Consider the following 19,099-nt stretch of genomic DNA (forward strand, 5'->3'; position numbering starts at 1 on the left):
AACAATACGGTGTCGCTCATTGCCAAGGATATATCAACCGCGATTGCTCCAATGTTTTCTGCTTCATTAACATAGCAGCAGAACTCTAAACTTTGGGTTTCCACCGCGCGTCCGTAAAGGCATCATATTTACAACATGACAAGCACCAGTAATTTTGGCGCCGCTGCCCAACCAGACACTTCCGCTGGCGAACTCGCGCGAGTGCGCAGAGAACTTGAGGAATTGCGCGCGGAACATGACGACCTCAAGCTGCTTTACGAGGCAACGATCGAACATGGCGAAGCCGTGGAAGACCAGTTGGCTGAATACAACATCTTGCTGACCCGCACCCAGGAGCGCCTGGAAGCGGAGCTTCGTGATGCCGGCAATTATGTTTATTCCATCCTGCCGGAAAGGCGACCGGAAGCCCCGAAAGCGGACTGGCTTCTGGTGCCGTCAACCGAACTGGGCGGTGATTCGTTCGGATATCACGACCTCGACGACGATCATTTCGCAATCTATCTGATCGACGTCTGCGGCCATGGTGTCGGGGCCGCATTGCTGTCTGTCGCGATCATCAACGTTCTGCGCTCGAATGCGCTTGGGGGCACCGATTTTCGTGACCCGGCAAACGTTCTTGCCAAACTGAACAATGCCTTTCCGATGGAACGGCAGAACAACATGTTCTTCACCATCTGGTATGGCGTCTACCGGCGCTCGACCCGGCAACTGGCCTACGCCTCCGGCGGCCACCCTGCTGCCATTCTCATGCGGCCTTCGGCATCGGGGCTGGACGTCATCGGCCTCGGAACGCCGGAAGGCATGGTTATCGGCGCCATCCCCGATATGGAATTCGATGGCGGTACATTCGACATTCGCCCGGGCGACCGATTGCTCGTCATCAGTGACGGCACCTATGAAATCGAGGATGCGGATGGCCGGACACTGACCTGGGCCGAGCTCGCGGACAAATCGAAATCCGTGGACGGAACCGTCCCTCAAGCCATCTACGACTGGCTGGCCGCATTCCACGACAATGCGCCCCTGCCGGACGATTTCTCCATGATGGAATTTGCCTTCTGAGGGAACCGCCTTGCAGCAAGGCGCCCGTCAATCCTTGGCGCGAGGCACCAGAACCGTGGTGTGGTTGACGTTTCCGATCCGTTGGGTCGCCACGTCATCGGCCAGCTGGTGCACCAGATAAAGGCCCAGACCGCCAATGCCCATGTCCTCGACTGTGTCCGCTTCCGGTGGACCGGACGGCATGCCGCTGTTGTCGAATGGTCTCGCCCTGTCGGACAGGACGAGCTTGACGTGTGTCGGCCCAAGCGCCGCCGAGATCGCGATCTGGTCCTTGCCGCCATCCGGATAGCCGTAGGCAACGGTATTGGCGAACAGCTCTTCAACGACCAGGCACAGGGTACGGCGGACCGCGTCGGACAGGCCCGCTCCTGTGCAGAACCGCTCCAGCACGGTATAGACCGCCGGCAGGTCCTCCAGGTCGTTTCGAACTGTCACCGTCTCGAGATCCACCATCCCGTTCCCTGCCGGCCGTTGGTCAAATCAATCTGCTGGGCGTGAGCTTCGCTCAACCCGCCAGCGCCTTTGCGTCTTCCCGGCTTTCCGCCACCTGCATGATCTTCAGAAAGCCGGAGATCTTGAGGACGTCGACCACGGACTGGTTCACCTGAAACAGCACCAGCTTGTCTCCGGACGGAGCCAGAAGCTTGGCAACGATCAACAGTGATCTGAGCCCGAAACTGGTGACGTAGTCCACTTGCCCCATGTCGATCAGCAAGGTTGCCGGCTTTTCCTCGATCAGGTTCTTCAGATAGGTTTCGAAGGTTTTTGCGCTGAGCGTGTCCAGCTTGCCGACAGGACGAACAACGATCTGGTCGCCGTCCGTCTCGTGGCCGATGGTGATTTCTGCGACTTCTGCGGTCATTGCCATTTCCCAAATCTGCATCGGTGCCCGGACTGCGAAAGCCGGCAGCCTCCGGTTTCAACCGATGAAAGCATCTGCCACGCAATTTCAGCGTGAAACTTGTACATTTTATAAAGGCGCACCACGCGAAAGGCTACGAGACCAGGGATAAGCAAATTTCTGCACACTTCCCGGCCACTCTCGATCCGGCTCGCGTTCGGTCTGCTTGCCGGGGACAGCTATCCAGACGCTGCGACGGGCCTCCTTATCCAGAGGCACATGACCGGCGCCTAGCTGGAAACCGGAGACTTCTTTTCCGAAGAATGACTGCGCGTTAAGATCGAACCCGGACTGGTCCTGCGGCGCTTACTCGGGAGAACGTGCGTTTGAATACGGTCGACACTTCTGCCGCTGTTGCGTTGCTGCGATCCGAAGCAGCGACCCGGCGCGGACGCCGACACAAGGTCAACCAGGACAGCCACTTTGCGGCCCCGTCGCATGGGCTCTTCACGATTGCCGATGGCATGGGCGGTCACAGAGAGGGTGACGTCGCCAGCCGTGCGACGGTTCACGCCATCTCGCAACTGACCAACATGCCGCCGAGCAGCCATGAAGCCCGGCAGATTGCCCTCGAAGCCAAGCTCAACCACGTCAACCACGGTCTTTACGCCGGTTTTCTCGCTGTCCCCGAACAAGACATTTCCGGCACGACAAGTCTCAGCCTGATCATCAGCGGGACACAAGCCAGCTGCATCTGGGCCGGAGATTCGCGTCTTTACCTTTTGCGCCAGCAGCAACTGTTCCTCATCTCGGAGGACCATGCCGACAAAGCCGGATGGCTGACTGCCGCTGTCGGCATCCACAACACGCTTCAGCTTGACCGCCGAACGCTGGAGATGATGCCCGGCGATGTTTTTGTACTTTGCACCGACGGACTGTTGAAAGGCATGGACGAAACCATGCTGGCCAGGATGGCCAACGAGGGGGCCTTCGGTCTTGCTGACCGGCTTGTTTCGCGCGCTGTGGCCGGCGGGTCCTCGGACGACATCACGGTGATAACCGTTTGGACGGATACAGATGCTCAACCGCCGGAAGCCGGCAGATAGAAGGAATGCTGCTGGCCCGAGGCCCAGCCACCCTGCACGATTGCGGTTACGCCGATCAGATCCTGATCTTCCACCGCCATTCGTTCCACTTCGAAAGTGACCTTGTCTGAGAGGGATCTGCTCAGCACTTCCAGGCTCGTTGCAACGGCAGCCTCGCGCTCGTCAGCATCCTGCCCTGCAAACACGGCCTCGCCGAGAGCTTCCTGGAACAGGGAAAACAGGCGGGACACCAGAAGGGCCTGATCCAGTGCGCCCCGACCGTCCTCGCCGGGCTGGACCGTCACGGCCCGACGGAATACGAGGCTGGTTCTGTTGGCGACACCCTCCAGCACGTTGATGCCGGCAAGCGCGAGCGACGGTGCCGTATCCGAACCGACGGCAAACCGTGTTGCCATGGCAACGTCACCGCCCATCGACCGGCTTTCGACAAGCTCCAGCGCATCATAATCCTTCGGCATGCCGACGGGGAGCCGCGGAAACACGTCTGTTTCAAGCTGGACCAGTATTTCGGAAAGGGCGACAAAAGCACCCGACACAAACAGCGCCGGCGCACCGTCCTCTTCGGCGGTCAACCGGGCATCGTTCCAGAACAGTGCCAGGTGAGAGGCGGCATCGCCGGCCCTCAAGCCTGCAAAACCTTCGAAGCCCGGCTTGTCGAGCAACTGATGTGGCGTTTCGATGTCGGCAACTTCCTCACCCGGAACTCCGGCAAAGTGCCCGGCAAGCGCGGCAAGCCCGACCGTGTCGCTTTCGGCGCATTCCCGCGCAAGCACCTTCAGCCGTTCCGTGTCGCGTGGGCCCAGGCCGATTTCGTTCGCAAACAGGGCGATATCGTAGAGTTCTGCCTGCAGGGCCTCGCCGGTTTCGCCCAGAACCTCCTGCAGATCGACGGCATCAAGATCGTGATCGAGCTGAAGGAGATAAAGTTCCAGCGGCAGGTCCAACGGAACTTCACTCAGGAGCAGGTCCAATCCATGCCAGTTCAGCAGCACCGTGCTCAGTTTCGGGCTCTCGAAGAAGAGACGCGCCTGTGCCTGCTGCAGCGTATCGGCTGGCGCATCCTTCTTTTTCCCCTCGACAGGTGCACTTGAAACCTGGCCCGTTTCCTGGAGGGTCTTTTGAATGAAGGCATCCACGGCGGTTTTCGCGGCACTGCCGCTTTCGCCGGGAGCAGCCTTTTCCTCCGGAGTGCGGATCATCGACAGGAGGGCGTCGAGCCCCTCGGTTCCCTTGCTGCTGCTCGAGGCATCGTTTTCCTTACGCTTGCCTTGCGCTGAGGCCGGCAATTCGTCGTCTTTCAGCAGTCTTTCCAGCAATGACTTCTGCTCATCCAGTGCCGACTTGCCGACCTTGTCGTAACGCTGGTCATGAACGGCAAGCTGATCCTGGTCACCGGAAGCCGCCTCGAGATCCCGCACAAAGCGAAATTCGCGCAGCAGTTTTGTTGGATGCAGATCTTTCAGGCGCGCGAAGAAAACCTGTTCTTCCAGCTCGGGTGGATGCGAACCGAGCATATTGGCCGCCGAGACGGAAAAGGATGGTGTTTTCTGTTCCAGGATTTCCTCGGCGTCCTGGCCGGTAATATTGAAAGCCACGCCGGTTGCCGCAAGGCCGAAGTCTCCTGCGATCAGCACCCTGAAAGGCGGTGCCGGCTTGATCGGGATTGCACTGTGCCCCTTGTTTCCGAGGCCAATCGAGAAGCTGGCGATACCGCCTTTGATGTCGTCTTCCCCGGTCATTTCGATCAACCCCTATTAATGATTGTAAATTTCACTCAAATTGACACGAAGGCGAATGTGACTTGCGCGATCAAGATATTGCCGTCGGTTTCATACCCTTGGTGCCAACGCACCGTTGCAGCGCGAGAAGGGCTAGCAGAGCCGGTTTCAAGGTTGCGCGCAGTCTATTCCTCTTTCATCCCTCGCCGATACATTACCTGCCGTTCGGGTAATCTATCAGGGGTGGATGGGCGTTTCAAAAATTGCCCCCGGATCGTTCGACGATCCGATCAACGCCCAGGTCATCCAAGCATAAATGCGCGAAGCCAGCTGGAACAAAACGACTGCAGCGCGCATACTGAGCGTCGGCTGGCGAACCATACCCCACGCGTTTACCCAGCTCTACCTTTGTCGCCCCAGCGGCTTCCGCTGCTCCTGTTCCGGGGCCAAGAGAAGCTTCGGGCCGAATTGTCGCCAGGGATCCTGCAGATTTGACGTCAGACACGACCTCCGCCACGCACAAGCTGATAACCGCCTTCGTGTCCGGCAAGCTGTCTTATGACGCCTTGTCGAAGCAGCTGCGGACCAGTGCACAGCAATCAGCGAAGGCCCTTGATGAAACGCGGCAGGCAATCCGGGATTTTGTCGAAGCGGGCCAGCTTCCGAACGAGCTCGGCCAGAGGCTGCAGAACCAGTTGCCGGCGGGCGATGCCAAGCATTCCGGTTACAACGTGATTGACGGTCTGCCACGTCCACATGCTGTTCACGGCACACAGCAGGAACCGGTATCGGCACCCTCACCTGCGCAGGCAGCAACGCCCCCTGCAAACATGCCGCCATTGCCATTACTTAACGAGCCAGCCGGGGCAACGGATGACGAGACTGCAAGTGACGTAACACGGGGCAAGATGGACGAGGCCATTTTGACCTCACTCGTTGCGGGCTACGCCGGCTTTCGCAGTCGACGCTCGAATGCCGCCGAAGAACCACCACCTCCAGCCGACAGCGGCAAACTGGACAAATACCTGACCGAATTCAAAAGTGCCCGGTTTCGTTCCGACGCGCGCCGCGTTTCCGGCGGCGGACAAAGAGACAGTCTCGACGTCAACAAGCTGGCGACACCCCAGGTGAAACGCGCCGGTGTCGGCTCCATTTTGCGTGACCGGTTCATTCTGGACATCGAGATCGGGAGCGGCGGCATGGGGCATGTTTATTCAGCCGTTGACCGCCGGCGCCTGGAGGCAGCTCACGACCAGCCTTACGTCGCCATCAAGCTTCTGAACGAAAGCTATCGCAACGACACCGAAGCCGTGCGGCTTCTGGAGGCCGAGGCGCGCAAGTCTCAGGCACTCGCACATCCGAATATAACCACCGTCTACGACTTCGATCGAGACAAGGCCGATGTGTTTATCGTCATGGAGCAGCTAAACGGCGTCGGTCTTGATCGCCGGATCGGCCGGGCCCTTGGCAAACCCCTGCCTCTGGGCGAATGCGCCAGGATCCTGCGCGGCACCTGTGCTGGTCTGTCCCACGCGCACAGCCGGGGCGTCGTTCATTCGGATCTGAAGCCCGGCAACATCTTTCTGCTGACGGATGGCACGATCAAGCTCCTTGATTTCGGTTTGGCGGCAGCGGCAAGCGCCAGTGCGGACCATCCGATCCGGGATAGCCTGACCTCGGCCTACGCAAGCCCCGAGCAATTCCGGCAAGCGGACCGTGACCCCCGCGACGATGTCTTTGCGCTTGGCTGCATCACCTACCAGATCCTGACCGGCGGCCATCCGTTCCAGTTCCGGCCGATAGACGAGGTCGCGCGGGAAGGTCTCGTGCCGGCGCCTATCGAGGGGCTCTCCCCGCAAGCCTGGAACACCTTGCGCCAGGCGCTCGAGTTAGACCGCAACAAACGCCTTGGAGACGTCGACAGTTTCCTGAAGGGCCTGTTTGAAATGCAGGACTGAGCCGAGACCACCCGGAAACCTGGCCTGCAACTGTAATCACTCGATGGAATCGACGATCGTCTCGATTGCCCGCGTGAAACCGTGGTCCGGCTGCTGGGTGCTGATCAGGCCTGTGCTGCCGATTTGGATGAGATCCGTCGACAGCGGCAGGACAGCTGCCACCGGCGTGCGGTAGTTGGAAAAGATGCGCTGTGCCAACTCGTTGAAATCGAAGGTTTCCAGAGCCTTGTTGACCACCAGAAACAGCTGCGGCACCTCAAGCTTGCGTGCCAGTTCCAATGTGACTGCGGTGCCCTGATAATCCTGGATATCAGGACGAAGGATCAAAAGCAGCGCGTCGGAGATAGCGATGGAAAGCAGTGTTTCCTCGTTGACGCCCGGGTGGGTGTCGATCAGCAGATAATCGAGTTCCAGGCCCCGGCAGAGGTCCACAAAACCCCGGTTCAGATCCTCGACATCATATTTTTCCTTCAGGATCCGTGCGATCTCGCCGGTCTTGATCGATGAAGGCACCAGAAAGACCTTGCCACCGTCCGGCACCGTTGGATTGCCATCGCCATCGACCACGTTTTCCGTGACATCGACAGCGGTATCAGTCACCGAACAATGCCCCCACAGGTAGTTGTTCAGCGTGTTGTTGACCGTGTTGAGATCGACCTTGAAGAGGGTGTGAATGCCAGGGGACTGGATATCCGTATCGACAATGCCGACCCTGTGACCACGCAGGGCAAGCACCGCGGCCAGGTTGGCCGTGACGTTGGATTTGCCCGTGCCGCCGCGATAAGAATGAGTGGAAATGATTTTGGTCACGGATCGATCTCGAAGGATGTTTTGACAGTTCAGGACTTGTACCGGGATCGAAGATCCTTGGCGCGGGACTGCAGGGAGCGGAAATAGTCGGAATCGCTCACCTGTTCGATTTCAGCCTGCGCCTGTTCCTTGTCGTAGGTGACTTCGAACTTGTCCAGCCGGGTTTTCAGCTCGGCATTTTCCTTGCGCAGCTTCGCTTCGGCCGCTTCCAGCTGGCGCTTGGTTTCCGTCAGTTCCGCAATGAGCTGGCTGGAATGGAATTCGCGTGCCTCCACCTGCACCACCATGCCTGAAAAGGTTTCCGCCAGGGCGCGGATATCGGCTGCGACACCCTCGTCCGTGATCACCTGATAAAGCTCCTCGACCTCGTCGAAGCGACCGTTGGCGATCGCTTCACAGGTCCGGGCCAGACTGGCCAGAGCAGGTTTCATGGTGTCGGATGAGGTCATTCAGCCCTCCGCAGGCGCTCGAAGATAGCCCGGTTAAATCACGCCTTGCCGGGTAACCCAAGATGTTTGTTGAAGGGTCCTGCGATCGCCCCGGAGCATTTGCTGCATTGCGACAGGTTCCTTTCGAGACCGTCACTGGCGGCAAGATGCCCACACCTTGCCGCCAGGGTTCTTCGAAAACCAGAAAGTTTGCCGCCTTATCGTTTCGGCACGATGTTGTGCTCCGGTCCAAACGGGAAACCGGTAATGTTCTCAGCCCCGGTTTCCGAAACGATCAGGATGTCGTGTTCCCGGTAACCGCCTGCTCCGGCTTCGCCTTCCGGGATCATGATCATCGGCTCCATGGAGACGACCATGCCCGGTTGAAGCACCGTGTCGACATCCTCACGCAACTCCACCGAAGCTTCACGGCCGTAGTAGTGGCTGAGCACACCGAAGGAATGGCCGTAGCCGAAGCTGCGGTACTTCAGGAGATCGTGGCTACGGTAGATGTCATTCAGCTCGCTTGCGATATCGCAGCAGCGCGCACCCGGCTTGATCAGCTTCAGTCCCTCGCGGTGGACATGGCAGTTGATCTCCCAAAGCCGCAGGTGCTCGTCGGAGGCATATTCGCAGAACAGGGTCCGCTCCAGCGCCGTGTAATAGCCGAAGATCATCGGGAAACAGTTGAGGCTGAGGATATCGCCTGCTTCCACTTTCTTGTTGGTGACCGGGTTGTGAGCTCCGTCGGTGTTGATGCCGGACTGGAACCAGGTCCAGGTGTCCATCAGCTCGACGAACGGGAAGGACTTCGCGATTTCCCGGATCATGGCATTGGTCGAGGCCATGGCGACTTCGTGTTCCGGAACGCCGGCCTGAACCGCCTCCACCAGAGCCGCACCACCGATATCGCAGATGCGCGTGCCTTCGCGGATCAGCACGTGCTCCTCGGCGCTCTTGATCGTGCGCTGCGCCATTGCGTCGGCGGCAATGTCGACCAGCTCCACGCCCGGAAGCGCGGCTTCCAGAAGCTTCAGCATGTCGAGGGAGACGTGGTCGAACTCGATGCCGATGCGCTTGACCCCAGGATTGGGCATCCCAAGCAGCGACTGGATGGCGTGGAAGTAATTGTCCCGGCGCCAGTCGGTGTAGATCACGGTGTCGCCGTGAGTCCTGCGCCAGGGCTGACCACCGTCGATACCGGCCGCAATCGTGGTTGCCTTGTCCTGTGTGACCAGAAAGCCGTATTTGCGGCCGAAGTAACAATAGAGGAAGCCGGAGTAGTAGCAGATGTTGTGATAGGAGGTGAACAGGGCGGCATCGATCTGCCGGTCCGCCATCAGCTTGCGGAGCTTTGCCTGGCGGCTGTCCATTTCGGCAACCGAGAAGGGCGAAAACGCCTTCTCGCCGTTGTTCATTTCATAAATGCGGATCATGTCGTTGCTCATTGAAGGCTCCTTCCGTTCGTTCGAGCTTCGGTTTCCAGGGACCTGAAACGCAAAACGGGCCGGCTTCCGCGAAGAAGCCGGCCCGCCAGGCCCAAATTCAAAATGTCTTGCTACCGGGAGACCCTGTCTCCACCCGGTGACTGGCGTTCCGCCACCGGCTCACCTTGAAAGCAGCGGGGCGCTCCTTGCGCCCGCCCGGGATCAGCCCGGGGACAGACCTCTCAGGCGTTCGGACCTGCGGCGCAGCAGCTCCAGCACGGTCAACAGGCAGATGGAAATGGCCACCATCAGGGATGCCACCGCCAGAATGGTCGGCGAGATCTGTTCGCGAAGGCCGGTGAACATCTGCCAGGGCAATGTCTTCTGACCGGCGGACCCCAGGAACAGCACCACCACCACTTCATCGAAGGAGGTGATGAAGGCAAACAGCGCTCCGGAGACGACACCTGGAATGATCAGGGGCATCTGCACCTTGAAGAAGGTGGTAACCGGGTTGGCGCCCAGGCTGGCCGACGCCCGCACGAGACTGCGGTCGAAACCGACCAGTGTCGCCGTCACCGTGATGATGACGAAGGGCGTTCCAAGCGCGGCATGGGCCAGAACAACACCCCAATAGGTGCCCTGCAGGCCGATGCGCGAATAGAAGAAGTACATGCCTGCCGCCGAGATGATCAGCGGCACGATCATCGGCGAAATCAGCACTGCCATGATTGCGGACTTGTAGGGCACATGGGACTGGGACAGGCCGATTGCCGCCAGGGTGCCGAAGCCTGTTGCCAGAATGGTGGCGACAGGTGCGATCAGCACCGAGTTGGTCAGCGCCTGCTGCCAGTCCGGATTGGTGAAGAAGTCCTGGTAGTGCTTGAAGGAATAGCCTGCCGGGTCGAGCGCCAGCATCGCCTTGGTGAAGGTGAAGAAGTTCTCCGCGTTGAAGCTGAGCGGCAGGATCACCAGGATCGGGAAGATCAGGAAGAAGAAGATCAGCCCGCAGATCACCCGGAACGTATAGTACCAGGTCCGCTGGAGAGGAGACGCGTAGGGAGGAAGTGCACTCATGCCGCCACCTATCCGAGTTTCACGTTATCGATGCCGACGATCTTGTCGTAGACAACAAAGAGCACCAGAACCGCGACGAGCAGCAGCGTGCCGAGCGCTGCGCCCAGACCCCAGTTGAGCGACGACGAGATGTGGTAGGCAATCCGGTTGGAAATGAAGATGCCCGACGTTCCGCCCACCAGTTCCGGTGTGATGTAGTAACCGATCGACAGAATGAAGACGAGCACGGCACCCGCGCCGATGCCCGGCACGGTCTGCGGGAAATACACCCGCCAGAACGCGGTCCAGTCGTTGGCGCCAAGGCTCTTGGCCGCGCGCACATAGGACGGCGAAATGGTTTTCATGACCGAATACAGCGGCAGGATCATGAACGGCAGCAGGATATGCGTCATGGCGATGATGGTGCCGGTCTGGTTGTTGATCATGACCAGGCGTCCGGCGTCGCTGATGATGCCTGTCCAGACGAGGAAGTCGTTGATCACCCCCTGTTGCTGCAACAGCACCTTCCAGGCCGAGGTCCGCACCAGAAGCGATGTCCAGAACGGCAGAAGTACGAGGATCATCAGCAGGTTGGAGGAGCGCAGCGGCAAGGCGGACAAGAGGAACGCGATCGGATAGCCAAGAAGCAGGCACGACACGGTGATCGCGATTGACAGGAACAGGGTACGGCCGAACAGGAACATGTAGATCCGTTCGTCTTCCGGCTTCAGTTCGATCCCGTTCGCGGTCTGCTGCGCGTCGAAGGCATTCAGGAAATAGCCGGCCGTATAGCGCGGCGAGAACCGTTTGAGGACCTGCCAGGTCTCGACATTGCCCCAGTCCTTGTCGAGGTCAATGAACTGTTCCTTGAAGGGACCGGCTTCGTCCATGCGCTTGATGCCGCGCCCTGTCTTGCGGAACAGGCTGGAAACGCCGGTTTCCTCGTAGTTGAGGCGTGAGCCGAGGCGGGTATGGGTCTTTTCTTCGACGGCGACGGCCAGGTCGTCGTAAAGCGCCGCGAAGACAACCTCATCGGGCACATTGCCGGAGGTTGGATCCCACTCCTGAAGAGCGATGACGGTCTTGGGAAGCGTGTCTTCCACGATCCCGTTTTCGACCGAGCGGAACAGCATGTCCACGATCGGGGCAACGAAGGTGAGCAGGACAAAAATCAGCAGGGGCGCAATCAGCGCCAGGGCGCGCAGCTTCTCGCGGCGCAGCGCCTTGGCAAGGGCTGCCTTCAGCGGCTTGCCGTCTTGCGTCGTCAGAACCTCGCCCGCGTGGGTATCGCTCATGAAACAGTCTTCCGCAAATCCGTTGGAAGATCCGGGTGAGGCATTGCCTCACCCGGACCGGTTTCTCATCTGTCCGCGTTCATCCGAACGCGAACAGCATCAGTTGATTACTGGGCCAGCCACGCCTGGAACTTGGCGTCGATGTCGTCCCGGTAATCCGCCCACCACTCGTAGTTATAGAGGAAGGTGTTCTTGGCGTTGTTCGGGTCGGTCGGCATGTGTGGAGCCATTTCGATGCCGAGGTCGGCGTGCTTGCCAACCAGCGGTGCCGAGGACTTGCGAGCCGGGCCGTAGGAGATGTACTTCGCCTGATCCGCCAGACGCTGGGTGTCGGTGGCGTATTTGACGAAGTCCTTCACCATGGCGAGGCGGTCTTCCGGAAGACCGGCCGGGATGATCCAGCCGTCAAGGTCGAACACCTGAGCGTCCCACAGCATCTTGACCGGCTGCTTCTGCTCTTCGATCAGGGAGAACAGGCGGCCGTTGTAGGTGGAGCCGATCACGACTTCCTTGTCGGCCAGAAGCTGCGGGGTTTCCGCACCAGCAGACCACCACACGACGTTGTCCTTGATGGTGTCGAGCTTCTTGAAGGCCTGCTCCTGGCCTTCTTCGGTCTCAAGAACGTTGTAGACTTCTTCCTTCGGCACGCCGTCGCACAGAAGAGCCCATTCCATGTTGTTGATCGGGCGCTTTTCCAGCGAGCGCTTGCCCGGGAATGCTTCCAGATCGAACACGTCACAGATGTCGTCCGGCTCCTTGCCGTTCCACTCCGCAATGTCGGAACGATAGCCGAAGGTGGTGGAGTAGACGATCTGCGGAATGAAGCACTCGGAGACCAGCAGGTCGCCGAAGTCTTCAGAAGCCTTGGTACCGTCCGGTGCATCGGCAAGGTCGGTGTCCGGATCGATTTCCAGCGCCAGACCTTCGTCGCACAGACGGATCGCGTCGGAAGCAACCACGTCGACCAGATCCCACGTGATGTTGCCGGCTTCGTTCATGGCGCGCAGCTTGGCGACAGCCTCGTTCGAAGACTCGTCCCAGATCACGTTGATGTCGGAGTTTTCCGCGACATACGGATCGGCGTAGGCGTTTTTCTGGGAGGCCTGATAGGCGCCGCCCCAGGAAACGATGGTCATGTCCTTCGCCATGGCCGCGCTGCCGGCAAATGCCAGAGCGGTGCCTGCGAGAATTACAGTTTTGAGCTTCATGTGAGTTAGCTCCCTCTTTTAGGATTTAACGGATTTTTCCGTTGTGGTCGCTAGCGGCCGGTTGCCGGCCGCCGGGCGATTTCAGACAACCGCATCGAGCGCTTTACAGTCGTTCAGCGCCCAGCCGACGCGGACTGTCTCGCCGACGGCGAGTTTGCGCTTTTCTCCGCGGTTGCGAACCTTGACGATGAACTCGTCGTTGCCGCCCACGTTCATGCGAACGCGGATATGGTCACCGAGGTAGATGAGTTCCTCGATCCGGCCGTTGACCAGATTGTCCATCGTGTCATGGGTGTCGAACTCCACCCGTTCCGGCCGCAGGGACAGGGTCGTCCTGTCGCCGACGGCGGACACGTTGACCTTGTCAGCCTTAAGCTTAGTGCCGTCATCGAGTTCAACAAGGCACTCAGAGCCGTTGATCTCGACGACCTTGCCGTTCAGCTTGTTGTTTTCGCCGATGAACTGGGCGACGAAGGAATTCTTCGGATCTTCATAGAGATCGTCCGGCGTCGACAATTGCTGGATGACACCGTCGTTGAACACAGCCACGCGGTCCGACATGGTCAGCGCTTCGGTCTGGTCGTGGGTCACGTAGACGACGGTGACGCCCAGGTTCTCGTGAATGTGCTTGATCTCGTACTGCATCTGCTCGCGCAGCTGCTTGTCGAGCGCACCGAGAGGCTCGTCCATCAGCACCAGTTCCGGATCGAAAACCAGGGCGCGGGCCACTGCGACGCGTTGCTGCTGACCACCGGAGAGCTGTGCCGGACGGCGGTTGCCGAACGAACCGAGCTCGACCATCTCAAGAGCCCGTTTGACCTTTTCCTGCTGGTCGGCCTTGCCGACACCGCGAACCTGAAGCGGAAAGGCGAGGTTCTCGGCCACCGTCATGTGCGGAAACAGGGCGTAGTTCTGGAACACCATGCCGATGCCGCGCTTGTGCGGGGGCACGTTGTTGATCGGACGGTCGTTCAGGTAGATTTCGCCATGCGTTGCCGGTTCGAAGCCGGCCAGCATCATCAGGCAGGTTGTTTTGCCGGAACCGGACGGGCCGAGCATTGTCAGGAATTCGCCCGGCGGAATATCGAGATTGAGGTTCTTTACGACCAGGGTTTCCCCGTCATAGCTCTTTTGAACGCTGTCATACTTAACAGCAGCGCCCCGTGTGTTCGCCATTGTGTCCCCAAGTCAGCTTCTATCATTATTATTAGACGCACGACCAATAACCTCCAGGTAACCTCCGTTCCTGAAGAGCTATCAATGTGTGCGAACGCGCATAGAAAAACAAAATTACTGCCTTTTGGAAAGGGGTTATGAAAAAAATTTGGATATTTTTTAGTCAGGCGCCGACTTAATATTTTGCAGCGCAGTATGAAGCCGTATTTTTTACTCAAGAAGAAGCGCCCGAAGAAAGAAATATCTTTCTCCGGGTTCGGCAATCTTTACTACACAACGATGTTCTTTGTTGTGCCTCTAGAAGAGTTTCGCGCAAGCCAACTTGCGCCAATAGCCGTAGAACGTCACGGAATGCTCTGGCTGCGTCATGCGAAAAATAGCGCGACAAGAGAGCCGCGTGCACCGCGCGGGCAACAAAAAACCCCGCCCGGCAACTGCCGGACGGGGCCTGACGCAAAGCATCAACCTTGCAGCGTATACGGCTTATTTGTAGTCGTACTGGCCGTCTTTCCACTCGTACCAGACGTAGCCCGGCAGGGTGACGTCGCCCTTGTCGTCAAAGGAGAGGTCGCCGAGAACGGTCTTGAAGTCGCCGTCGTTCAGGGCGCCGACAACGTCGTCATACTCGGTGGAGCCGGCAGCTGCGGCAGCTGCTGCCCAAGCCTGGATGGCGGCGTAGGTGTAGAGCGCGTAGCCTTCAGCGGTCTTGCCGGCGTCTTCAAGTGCCTTCACGACCGGAGCAGCTTCCGGGTTCTTGCGCGGGTCCGGAGAGAAGGTCATCAGAGTGCCTTCGCCAGCCGGGCCGGTGATCGACCAATATTCGTCGGTCACGAGTGCATCGCCGGAAACGAGAACGGTGCTCATGCCCTGGTCGACCATCTGACGCTTCATCAGGCCGGCTTCGGTGTGGTAACCGCCGACGTAGAGAACGTCGATGTTTTCCGACTTCAGCTTGGAAACCAGCGCGGTGTAGTCCTTTTCACCGGCGGTGTAGGCTTCGTAGAGGGTTTCGTTCTTGCCGGCAGCGTTCATGACTTCCTTGGTGGCATCGGCGAGGCCTTTGCCATAGGCAGTCTTGTCGTGAACGATGGCGATGTTCTTGTCGCCGAATTCCTCTGCCAGATAGGTACCGGCAACCTGACCCTGCTGGTCGTCACGACCGCAAACGCGGAAGGTGCCCGGGCCAGGACGTTCGTCGGTGAACTTCGGGTTGGTGGAAGCCGGAGAAATCTGGACGATACCTTCTTCCGCGTAAACGGCGGATGCCGGGATGGAAGAGCCCGAGCAGAAGTGACCGGCCATGAAGACCACGCCCTTGCCGACCATCTGGTTGGCAACGGCAACAGCCTGTTTCGGGTCGCAGGCATCGTCGCCCACTTCCAGCACCAGCTGTTCACCATTGACGCCGCCAGCTGCGTTGATGTCCGCCACGGCCTGCTCGGCACCGGCTTTCATCTGCGCGCCGAAGGAGGCGTACTGGCCGGTCATCGGGCCTGCAGTTGCGATCACGATGTCTGCAAAAGCGGCGGTGGACATGGCCACACCGGCAACTGCAGCAACGCTAGCCAAAAGATACTTTTTCATCATCAACTCCCCTGGTTCCAGTTATCTGGACCACTTGGAATGGAAGCCCGTGCTTCCGTTTTGGCCGGGCCAGGGACGATTCTTGTTGTTTTTCGTCCATTCCCAGCCGGTTCCCCATCGGCGCGGAAAACGCACCTCCGGAATTCTCAATCCTTGGCGTATTTGTCCGTCTGGCCGGTCTTCAACCGCCAACTGAAGGGACTCGTCTTTTCGTAAAGCCAGACATACTGCGTCGTCATCTGGTTGGTGCGTGTATACCGCCATCCCGCCAGACCGATTGCAAGCAGAATGAGATAGTCTACAACCAGATAGTGCACCGACAGTAGCGTTCCGTCGAACAGGGCGAAGGTCAGGAACCGGATCGCCAGGCTCAACAGGAACACGAACCAGAACAGCACATAAAGCGGCCGCCAGGTGTTGGCACAGGCACGTCCCGTCATCCAGGCCGCGCCGCCGCCAAGGCAGCACAGCAGGACGAGAAACACGCCGAAACTGGTCTGATAAAGAATACCCATAGCGCGCTCCTAGTGTCTTCCGCCTTCGAGGTAGGCCGCCTGCACGTCCTCGCGGGCAAGCAGTTCCTTGCCGGAACCCGACATGGTGATCTTGCCGTTCACCATCACGTAGGCCCGGTGTGCCAGTTTCAGCGCATGATAGGCGTTCTGTTCCACCAGGAAGACGGTGAGACCGTCGCTCTGGTTGAGGTCCCGGATAGCGTCGAAGATCTGTTTCACGATCAGCGGCGCAAGGCCGAGAGACGGTTCGTCCAGAAGCAGAAGACGCGGGTTGGACATCAGGGCCCGGGCGATCGCCAGCATCTGCTGCTCACCGCCCGAAAGCGTGCCACCGCGTTGGTTCCGGCGCTCCTTGAGGCGAGGAAACAGGTCGAAGGCGCGCTGAAGTCCGGCTTCCAGATCGTGGTTGCCGGCCATTTCCGCACCCATGATCAGATTTTCCATCACGCTCATGCGCGGGAAGATCCGCCGCCCTTCCGGAGACTGCGCAATCGACTTGCGCATGATCTGGTGGGTGGGCATGCGGGTGATGTCTTCGCCATCGTAGATGACCTGGCCGGAGCTGGCCTGCGGCGTGCCGCAGATGGTCATCATCAACGTCGACTTGCCGGCGCCGTTGGCCCCGATCAGGGAGACGATCTCGCCCCGGTCGACGGTCAGATCGACACCGCGCAGCGCGATGATCTTGCCGTAGTGGGTCTCGACGTTCCTGACTTCCAGGAGGTGGTTGGAGGTTGTCATATGCCGACCTCCTCTTCCACGGCGTCGACTTCCTCGTCCGGTACGCCCAGATAGGCGGCGATCACCTTCGGATCGTCCTTCACTTCAGCCGCCGTGCCGTCGGAGATCTTCTCGCCATAGTCCAGAACCACGACATGATCCGAAATTTCCATCACAACGCTCATGTCGTGTTCAATCAGAAGGATAGAGGTGCCGTGCTCCTTGCGGATGTACTGCAGGAGCGCGTTCAGTTCGCCACTTTCCTTGGGGTTCAGACCGGCAGCCGGTTCGTCCAGACACAGCAGCTCCGGACCGGAGCACATGGCCCGGGCAATTTCCAGACGGCGCTGGTCGCCGTAAGGCAGGTCAGCGGCCGGGGCGTCCGCCCGATCGATGAGCGCGGTCTTTTCCAGCCAGTAACGTGCCTTTTCGACTGCCTGACGCTCTGCCTTGCGGAAGGTTGCCAGACCGAAGATACCCGCAAGCGAATAGCCCGAAGCCAGCATCAGCGGATTGTGCTGCGCGACCATCAGGTTCTCCAGAAGGGTCATGCCGCCGAACAGGCGGATGTTCTGGAAGGTACGGGCGACCTTGGCTTTCGCAGAGATCTGGAAGTCCGCCATGCGCTCAAGCAGGTAATGCTCGCCGTTGGTGCGGTTCATCACGACCCGCCCTTCGGTCGGCTTGTAGAAGCCGGTAACGCAGTTGAAGACGGTGGTCTTGCCGGCGCCGTTCGGGCCGATCAGGGCAGTGATGTCACCGCGCCCGACATTGAACGACAGATCGTCGATGGCGACCAGACCGCCAAAGCGCATGGTCAGATGCTCGATCGTCAGGACGGGGTTTGTATCCCAGGAGCTCATCCGTGGCCCTCCTGAACGAGGTCGGCACTGATGCCCTTGGCCTTCTTGCCGCTGAGGGTTATCGACGGCATGCGGGTGGAGATAAGGCCGCGCGGTTTCCAGACCATGATGACGACCATCAGGAGCCCGAACACCAGCATGCGGTATTCTTCCAGTCCGCGGAAGAACTCGAAACCACCGATCATCACGACCGCGGCGATCACGACGCCAATCTGGCTGCCGAGACCGCCGAGAACGACGATCGCCAGGATGACCGCAGATTCGATGAAGGTGAAGCTCTCCGGCGAGATGAAGCCTTGCCGGGTGGCGAAGAACGAGCCCGCGAAACCGCCGAACATCGCACCGAGCGCAAAAGCGGTCAGCTTGGTGTTGGTGGTGTTGATGCCGAGCGAACGGCAGGCGATTTCATCCTCGCGCAGGGCTTCCCAAGCCCGCCCGACCGGCAGCTTGCGCAGACGCATGGTCACGAAGTTGGTGACCAGAGCCATGATCAGGATCAGGTAGTAGAGGAAGATGATGCGGTGAATGGAATTGTATTCCAGACCGAAGGTGTCGGCGAATCCGCCCGGGCCGCGCTCGAATTCGATACCGAAGAAGCTCGGCCGCGGAATGCCGGAGATACCGTCCGGACCACCGGTGAAATCGTACCAGTTGAGCAGGACCACCCGGATGATTTCCCCGAAGGCCAGCGTCACAATGGCAAGATAGTCCCCCCTGAGACGCAGCACCGGGAAGCCCAGGATGATACCCCAGAAAGCGGCCAGGATGCCGGCGAGCGGCAGACAGATCCAGAAGGAGAAGCCGAAATACTGGGCCAGCAGCGCGTAGGAATAGGCACCGACCGCGTAGAAGGCGACGTATCCCAGATCAAGCAGGCCGGCGAGACCGACCACGATGTTCAGGCCCCAGCCGAGCATCACGTAGGTGGTCACCAGAATGGCAAGGTCGAGATACTGGCGCGACCCGCGCGAGCCATAGGCCGACATCAGCAGGAACGGCAGGACCACAGCCAGGATCAGAAACACCGGCATCGCGAACTTGCCGAGTTTGGCCAGGGGCCTGGCGCTCGGCAGGAAACCTTTCGCCGTTTCGGTGACCGGCTTGTCGGCCTTCCAGACGAACAGGTTGAGGAGCAGCCGCCCGCCGAAGACGATGGCGACAGCTATGGCAACGGCTGCCCAGCGGTATTCAATGCCGAGCTGACCGCCAAGGCCGCTTGCGACCTCGGCTTTCATGCCGATCAGGACACCGAACAGCGCAAGCGCGATCGCACCCCCGGCCGCCGCATCCTTGAGCGACACCATGAAGAGGTTCTCAGATTTTGCTGACATG

The 19,099-nt window shown here is 59.5% G+C and carries 18 protein-coding genes; 3 read left to right on the forward strand and 15 right to left on the reverse strand.

Annotated features, from left to right (window positions below):
* The first annotated feature begins 201 nt into the window (after positions 1-201).
* Positions 202-1,062: a SpoIIE family protein phosphatase gene (locus FIV05_RS04440; RefSeq protein ID WP_173013768.1), complete on the forward strand. Its 861-nt coding sequence runs from the start codon at positions 202-204 to the stop codon at positions 1,060-1,062.
* A 27-nt stretch (positions 1,063-1,089) separates the two neighbouring features.
* Here FIV05_RS04440 and FIV05_RS04445 read toward each other — a convergent pair whose 3' ends face one another.
* Positions 1,090-1,515, reverse strand: a complete 426-nt coding sequence (locus FIV05_RS04445; RefSeq protein ID WP_152508796.1) for an ATP-binding protein — start codon at positions 1,513-1,515, stop codon at positions 1,090-1,092.
* 52 nt (positions 1,516-1,567) lie between these two features.
* Positions 1,568-1,924: an STAS domain-containing protein gene (locus tag FIV05_RS04450; protein ID WP_173013769.1), complete on the reverse strand. Its 357-nt coding sequence runs from the start codon at positions 1,922-1,924 to the stop codon at positions 1,568-1,570.
* 359 nt (positions 1,925-2,283) lie between these two features.
* Here FIV05_RS04450 and FIV05_RS04455 point away from each other — a divergent pair, with 359 nt between their 5' ends.
* A complete protein-coding gene (locus tag FIV05_RS04455; RefSeq protein WP_152508798.1) occupies positions 2,284-3,009 on the forward strand; it encodes a protein phosphatase 2C domain-containing protein in 726 nt (241 codons plus the stop codon).
* On the opposite strand, the gene FIV05_RS04460 is transcribed toward FIV05_RS04455, so the two are convergent.
* Positions 2,985-4,748, reverse strand: coding sequence for a hypothetical protein (locus FIV05_RS04460; protein WP_152508799.1), 1,764 nt, complete (start codon positions 4,746-4,748; stop codon positions 2,985-2,987). The two genes, FIV05_RS04455 and FIV05_RS04460, sit on opposite strands and share 25 nt — an antisense overlap.
* Before the next feature lie 470 nt (positions 4,749-5,218).
* Here FIV05_RS04460 and FIV05_RS04465 point away from each other — a divergent pair, with 470 nt between their 5' ends.
* The gene (locus FIV05_RS04465) at positions 5,219-6,685 is read left to right on the forward strand and encodes a serine/threonine-protein kinase (RefSeq protein ID WP_152508800.1); all 1,467 of its coding nucleotides are present in this window, start codon (positions 5,219-5,221) and stop codon (positions 6,683-6,685) included.
* Positions 6,686-6,721: 36 nt separating this feature from the next.
* Here the strand turns inward: FIV05_RS04465 and FIV05_RS04470 are convergent, their stop codons facing one another.
* The 12 genes from FIV05_RS04470 to livM form a co-directional block, all read right to left on the reverse strand.
* Positions 6,722-7,495 (reverse strand): MinD/ParA family protein, encoded by a 774-nt coding sequence (locus tag FIV05_RS04470; protein WP_055657002.1) that lies wholly within the window; start codon positions 7,493-7,495, stop codon positions 6,722-6,724.
* 29 nt (positions 7,496-7,524) lie between these two features.
* Positions 7,525-7,944 carry a hypothetical protein gene (locus FIV05_RS04475; protein WP_152508801.1) on the reverse strand — a complete coding sequence of 140 codons (420 nt, stop codon included), beginning with the start codon at positions 7,942-7,944 and terminating at the stop codon, positions 7,525-7,527.
* Positions 7,945-8,141: 197 nt separating this feature from the next.
* Positions 8,142-9,371, reverse strand: coding sequence for a M24 family metallopeptidase (locus FIV05_RS04480; RefSeq protein ID WP_152508802.1), 1,230 nt, complete (start codon positions 9,369-9,371; stop codon positions 8,142-8,144).
* Positions 9,372-9,572: 201 nt separating this feature from the next.
* Positions 9,573-10,427, reverse strand: a complete 855-nt coding sequence (locus tag FIV05_RS04485) for an ABC transporter permease (protein WP_031268731.1) — start codon at positions 10,425-10,427, stop codon at positions 9,573-9,575.
* An 8-nt stretch (positions 10,428-10,435) separates the two neighbouring features.
* Entirely contained in the window at positions 10,436-11,701 is a 1,266-nt protein-coding gene (locus FIV05_RS04490) for an ABC transporter permease subunit (protein WP_152508803.1), read from the reverse strand.
* A gap of 107 nt (positions 11,702-11,808) precedes the next feature.
* Positions 11,809-12,909: an extracellular solute-binding protein gene (locus FIV05_RS04495; RefSeq protein ID WP_152508804.1), complete on the reverse strand. Its 1,101-nt coding sequence runs from the start codon at positions 12,907-12,909 to the stop codon at positions 11,809-11,811.
* A gap of 81 nt (positions 12,910-12,990) precedes the next feature.
* Positions 12,991-14,085 carry an ABC transporter ATP-binding protein gene (locus FIV05_RS04500; protein ID WP_022999203.1) on the reverse strand — a complete coding sequence of 365 codons (1,095 nt, stop codon included), beginning with the start codon at positions 14,083-14,085 and terminating at the stop codon, positions 12,991-12,993.
* 483 nt (positions 14,086-14,568) lie between these two features.
* Positions 14,569-15,669 carry a branched-chain amino acid ABC transporter substrate-binding protein gene (locus FIV05_RS04505; protein ID WP_031268732.1) on the reverse strand — a complete coding sequence of 367 codons (1,101 nt, stop codon included), beginning with the start codon at positions 15,667-15,669 and terminating at the stop codon, positions 14,569-14,571.
* Positions 15,670-15,815: 146 nt separating this feature from the next.
* Positions 15,816-16,184, reverse strand: a complete 369-nt coding sequence (locus tag FIV05_RS04510) for a DUF6867 family protein (protein WP_022999205.1) — start codon at positions 16,182-16,184, stop codon at positions 15,816-15,818.
* Positions 16,185-16,193: 9 nt separating this feature from the next.
* Positions 16,194-16,925 carry an ABC transporter ATP-binding protein gene (locus FIV05_RS04515; protein WP_022999206.1) on the reverse strand — a complete coding sequence of 244 codons (732 nt, stop codon included), beginning with the start codon at positions 16,923-16,925 and terminating at the stop codon, positions 16,194-16,196.
* Positions 16,922-17,767 carry an ABC transporter ATP-binding protein gene (locus FIV05_RS04520; protein WP_152508805.1) on the reverse strand — a complete coding sequence of 282 codons (846 nt, stop codon included), beginning with the start codon at positions 17,765-17,767 and terminating at the stop codon, positions 16,922-16,924. The genes FIV05_RS04515 and FIV05_RS04520 overlap by 4 nt, the downstream gene beginning before the upstream one ends.
* Positions 17,764-19,098 (reverse strand): high-affinity branched-chain amino acid ABC transporter permease LivM, encoded by a 1,335-nt coding sequence (gene livM / locus FIV05_RS04525; protein WP_152508806.1) that lies wholly within the window; start codon positions 19,096-19,098, stop codon positions 17,764-17,766. The genes FIV05_RS04520 and livM overlap by 4 nt, the downstream gene beginning before the upstream one ends.
* Position 19,099: the final 1 nt, after the last annotated feature.

This window comes from Labrenzia sp. THAF191a, assembly GCF_009363335.1.
In the GTDB taxonomy this organism is placed as follows: Bacteria; Pseudomonadota; Alphaproteobacteria; order Rhizobiales; family Stappiaceae; genus Roseibium; species Roseibium algicola.

Bases quoted from the DNA above. Each gene is read 5' to 3' on its own strand.
- FIV05_RS04445 (WP_152508796.1), bottom strand. From the start codon at position 1,515: ATGGTGGATCTCGAGACGGTGACAGTTCGAAACGACCTGGAGGACCTG.
- FIV05_RS04450 (WP_173013769.1), bottom strand. From the start codon at position 1,924: ATGACCGCAGAAGTCGCAGAAATCACCATCGGCCACGAGACGGACGGC.
- FIV05_RS04460 (WP_152508799.1), bottom strand. From the start codon at position 4,748: ATGACCGGGGAAGACGACATCAAAGGCGGTATCGCCAGCTTCTCGATT.
- FIV05_RS04475 (WP_152508801.1), bottom strand. From the start codon at position 7,944: ATGACCTCATCCGACACCATGAAACCTGCTCTGGCCAGTCTGGCCCGG.
- FIV05_RS04480 (WP_152508802.1), bottom strand. From the start codon at position 9,371: ATGAGCAACGACATGATCCGCATTTATGAAATGAACAACGGCGAGAAG.
- FIV05_RS04485 (WP_031268731.1), bottom strand. From the start codon at position 10,427: ATGAGTGCACTTCCTCCCTACGCGTCTCCTCTCCAGCGGACCTGGTAC.
- FIV05_RS04490 (WP_152508803.1), bottom strand. From the start codon at position 11,701: ATGAGCGATACCCACGCGGGCGAGGTTCTGACGACGCAAGACGGCAAG.
- FIV05_RS04495 (WP_152508804.1), bottom strand. From the start codon at position 12,909: ATGAAGCTCAAAACTGTAATTCTCGCAGGCACCGCTCTGGCATTTGCC.
- FIV05_RS04500 (WP_022999203.1), bottom strand. From the start codon at position 14,085: ATGGCGAACACACGGGGCGCTGCTGTTAAGTATGACAGCGTTCAAAAG.
- FIV05_RS04505 (WP_031268732.1), bottom strand. From the start codon at position 15,669: ATGAAAAAGTATCTTTTGGCTAGCGTTGCTGCAGTTGCCGGTGTGGCC.
- FIV05_RS04510 (WP_022999205.1), bottom strand. From the start codon at position 16,184: ATGGGTATTCTTTATCAGACCAGTTTCGGCGTGTTTCTCGTCCTGCTG.
- FIV05_RS04515 (WP_022999206.1), bottom strand. From the start codon at position 16,925: ATGACAACCTCCAACCACCTCCTGGAAGTCAGGAACGTCGAGACCCAC.
- FIV05_RS04520 (WP_152508805.1), bottom strand. From the start codon at position 17,767: ATGAGCTCCTGGGATACAAACCCCGTCCTGACGATCGAGCATCTGACC.
- livM (WP_152508806.1), bottom strand. From the start codon at position 19,098: ATGTCAGCAAAATCTGAGAACCTCTTCATGGTGTCGCTCAAGGATGCG.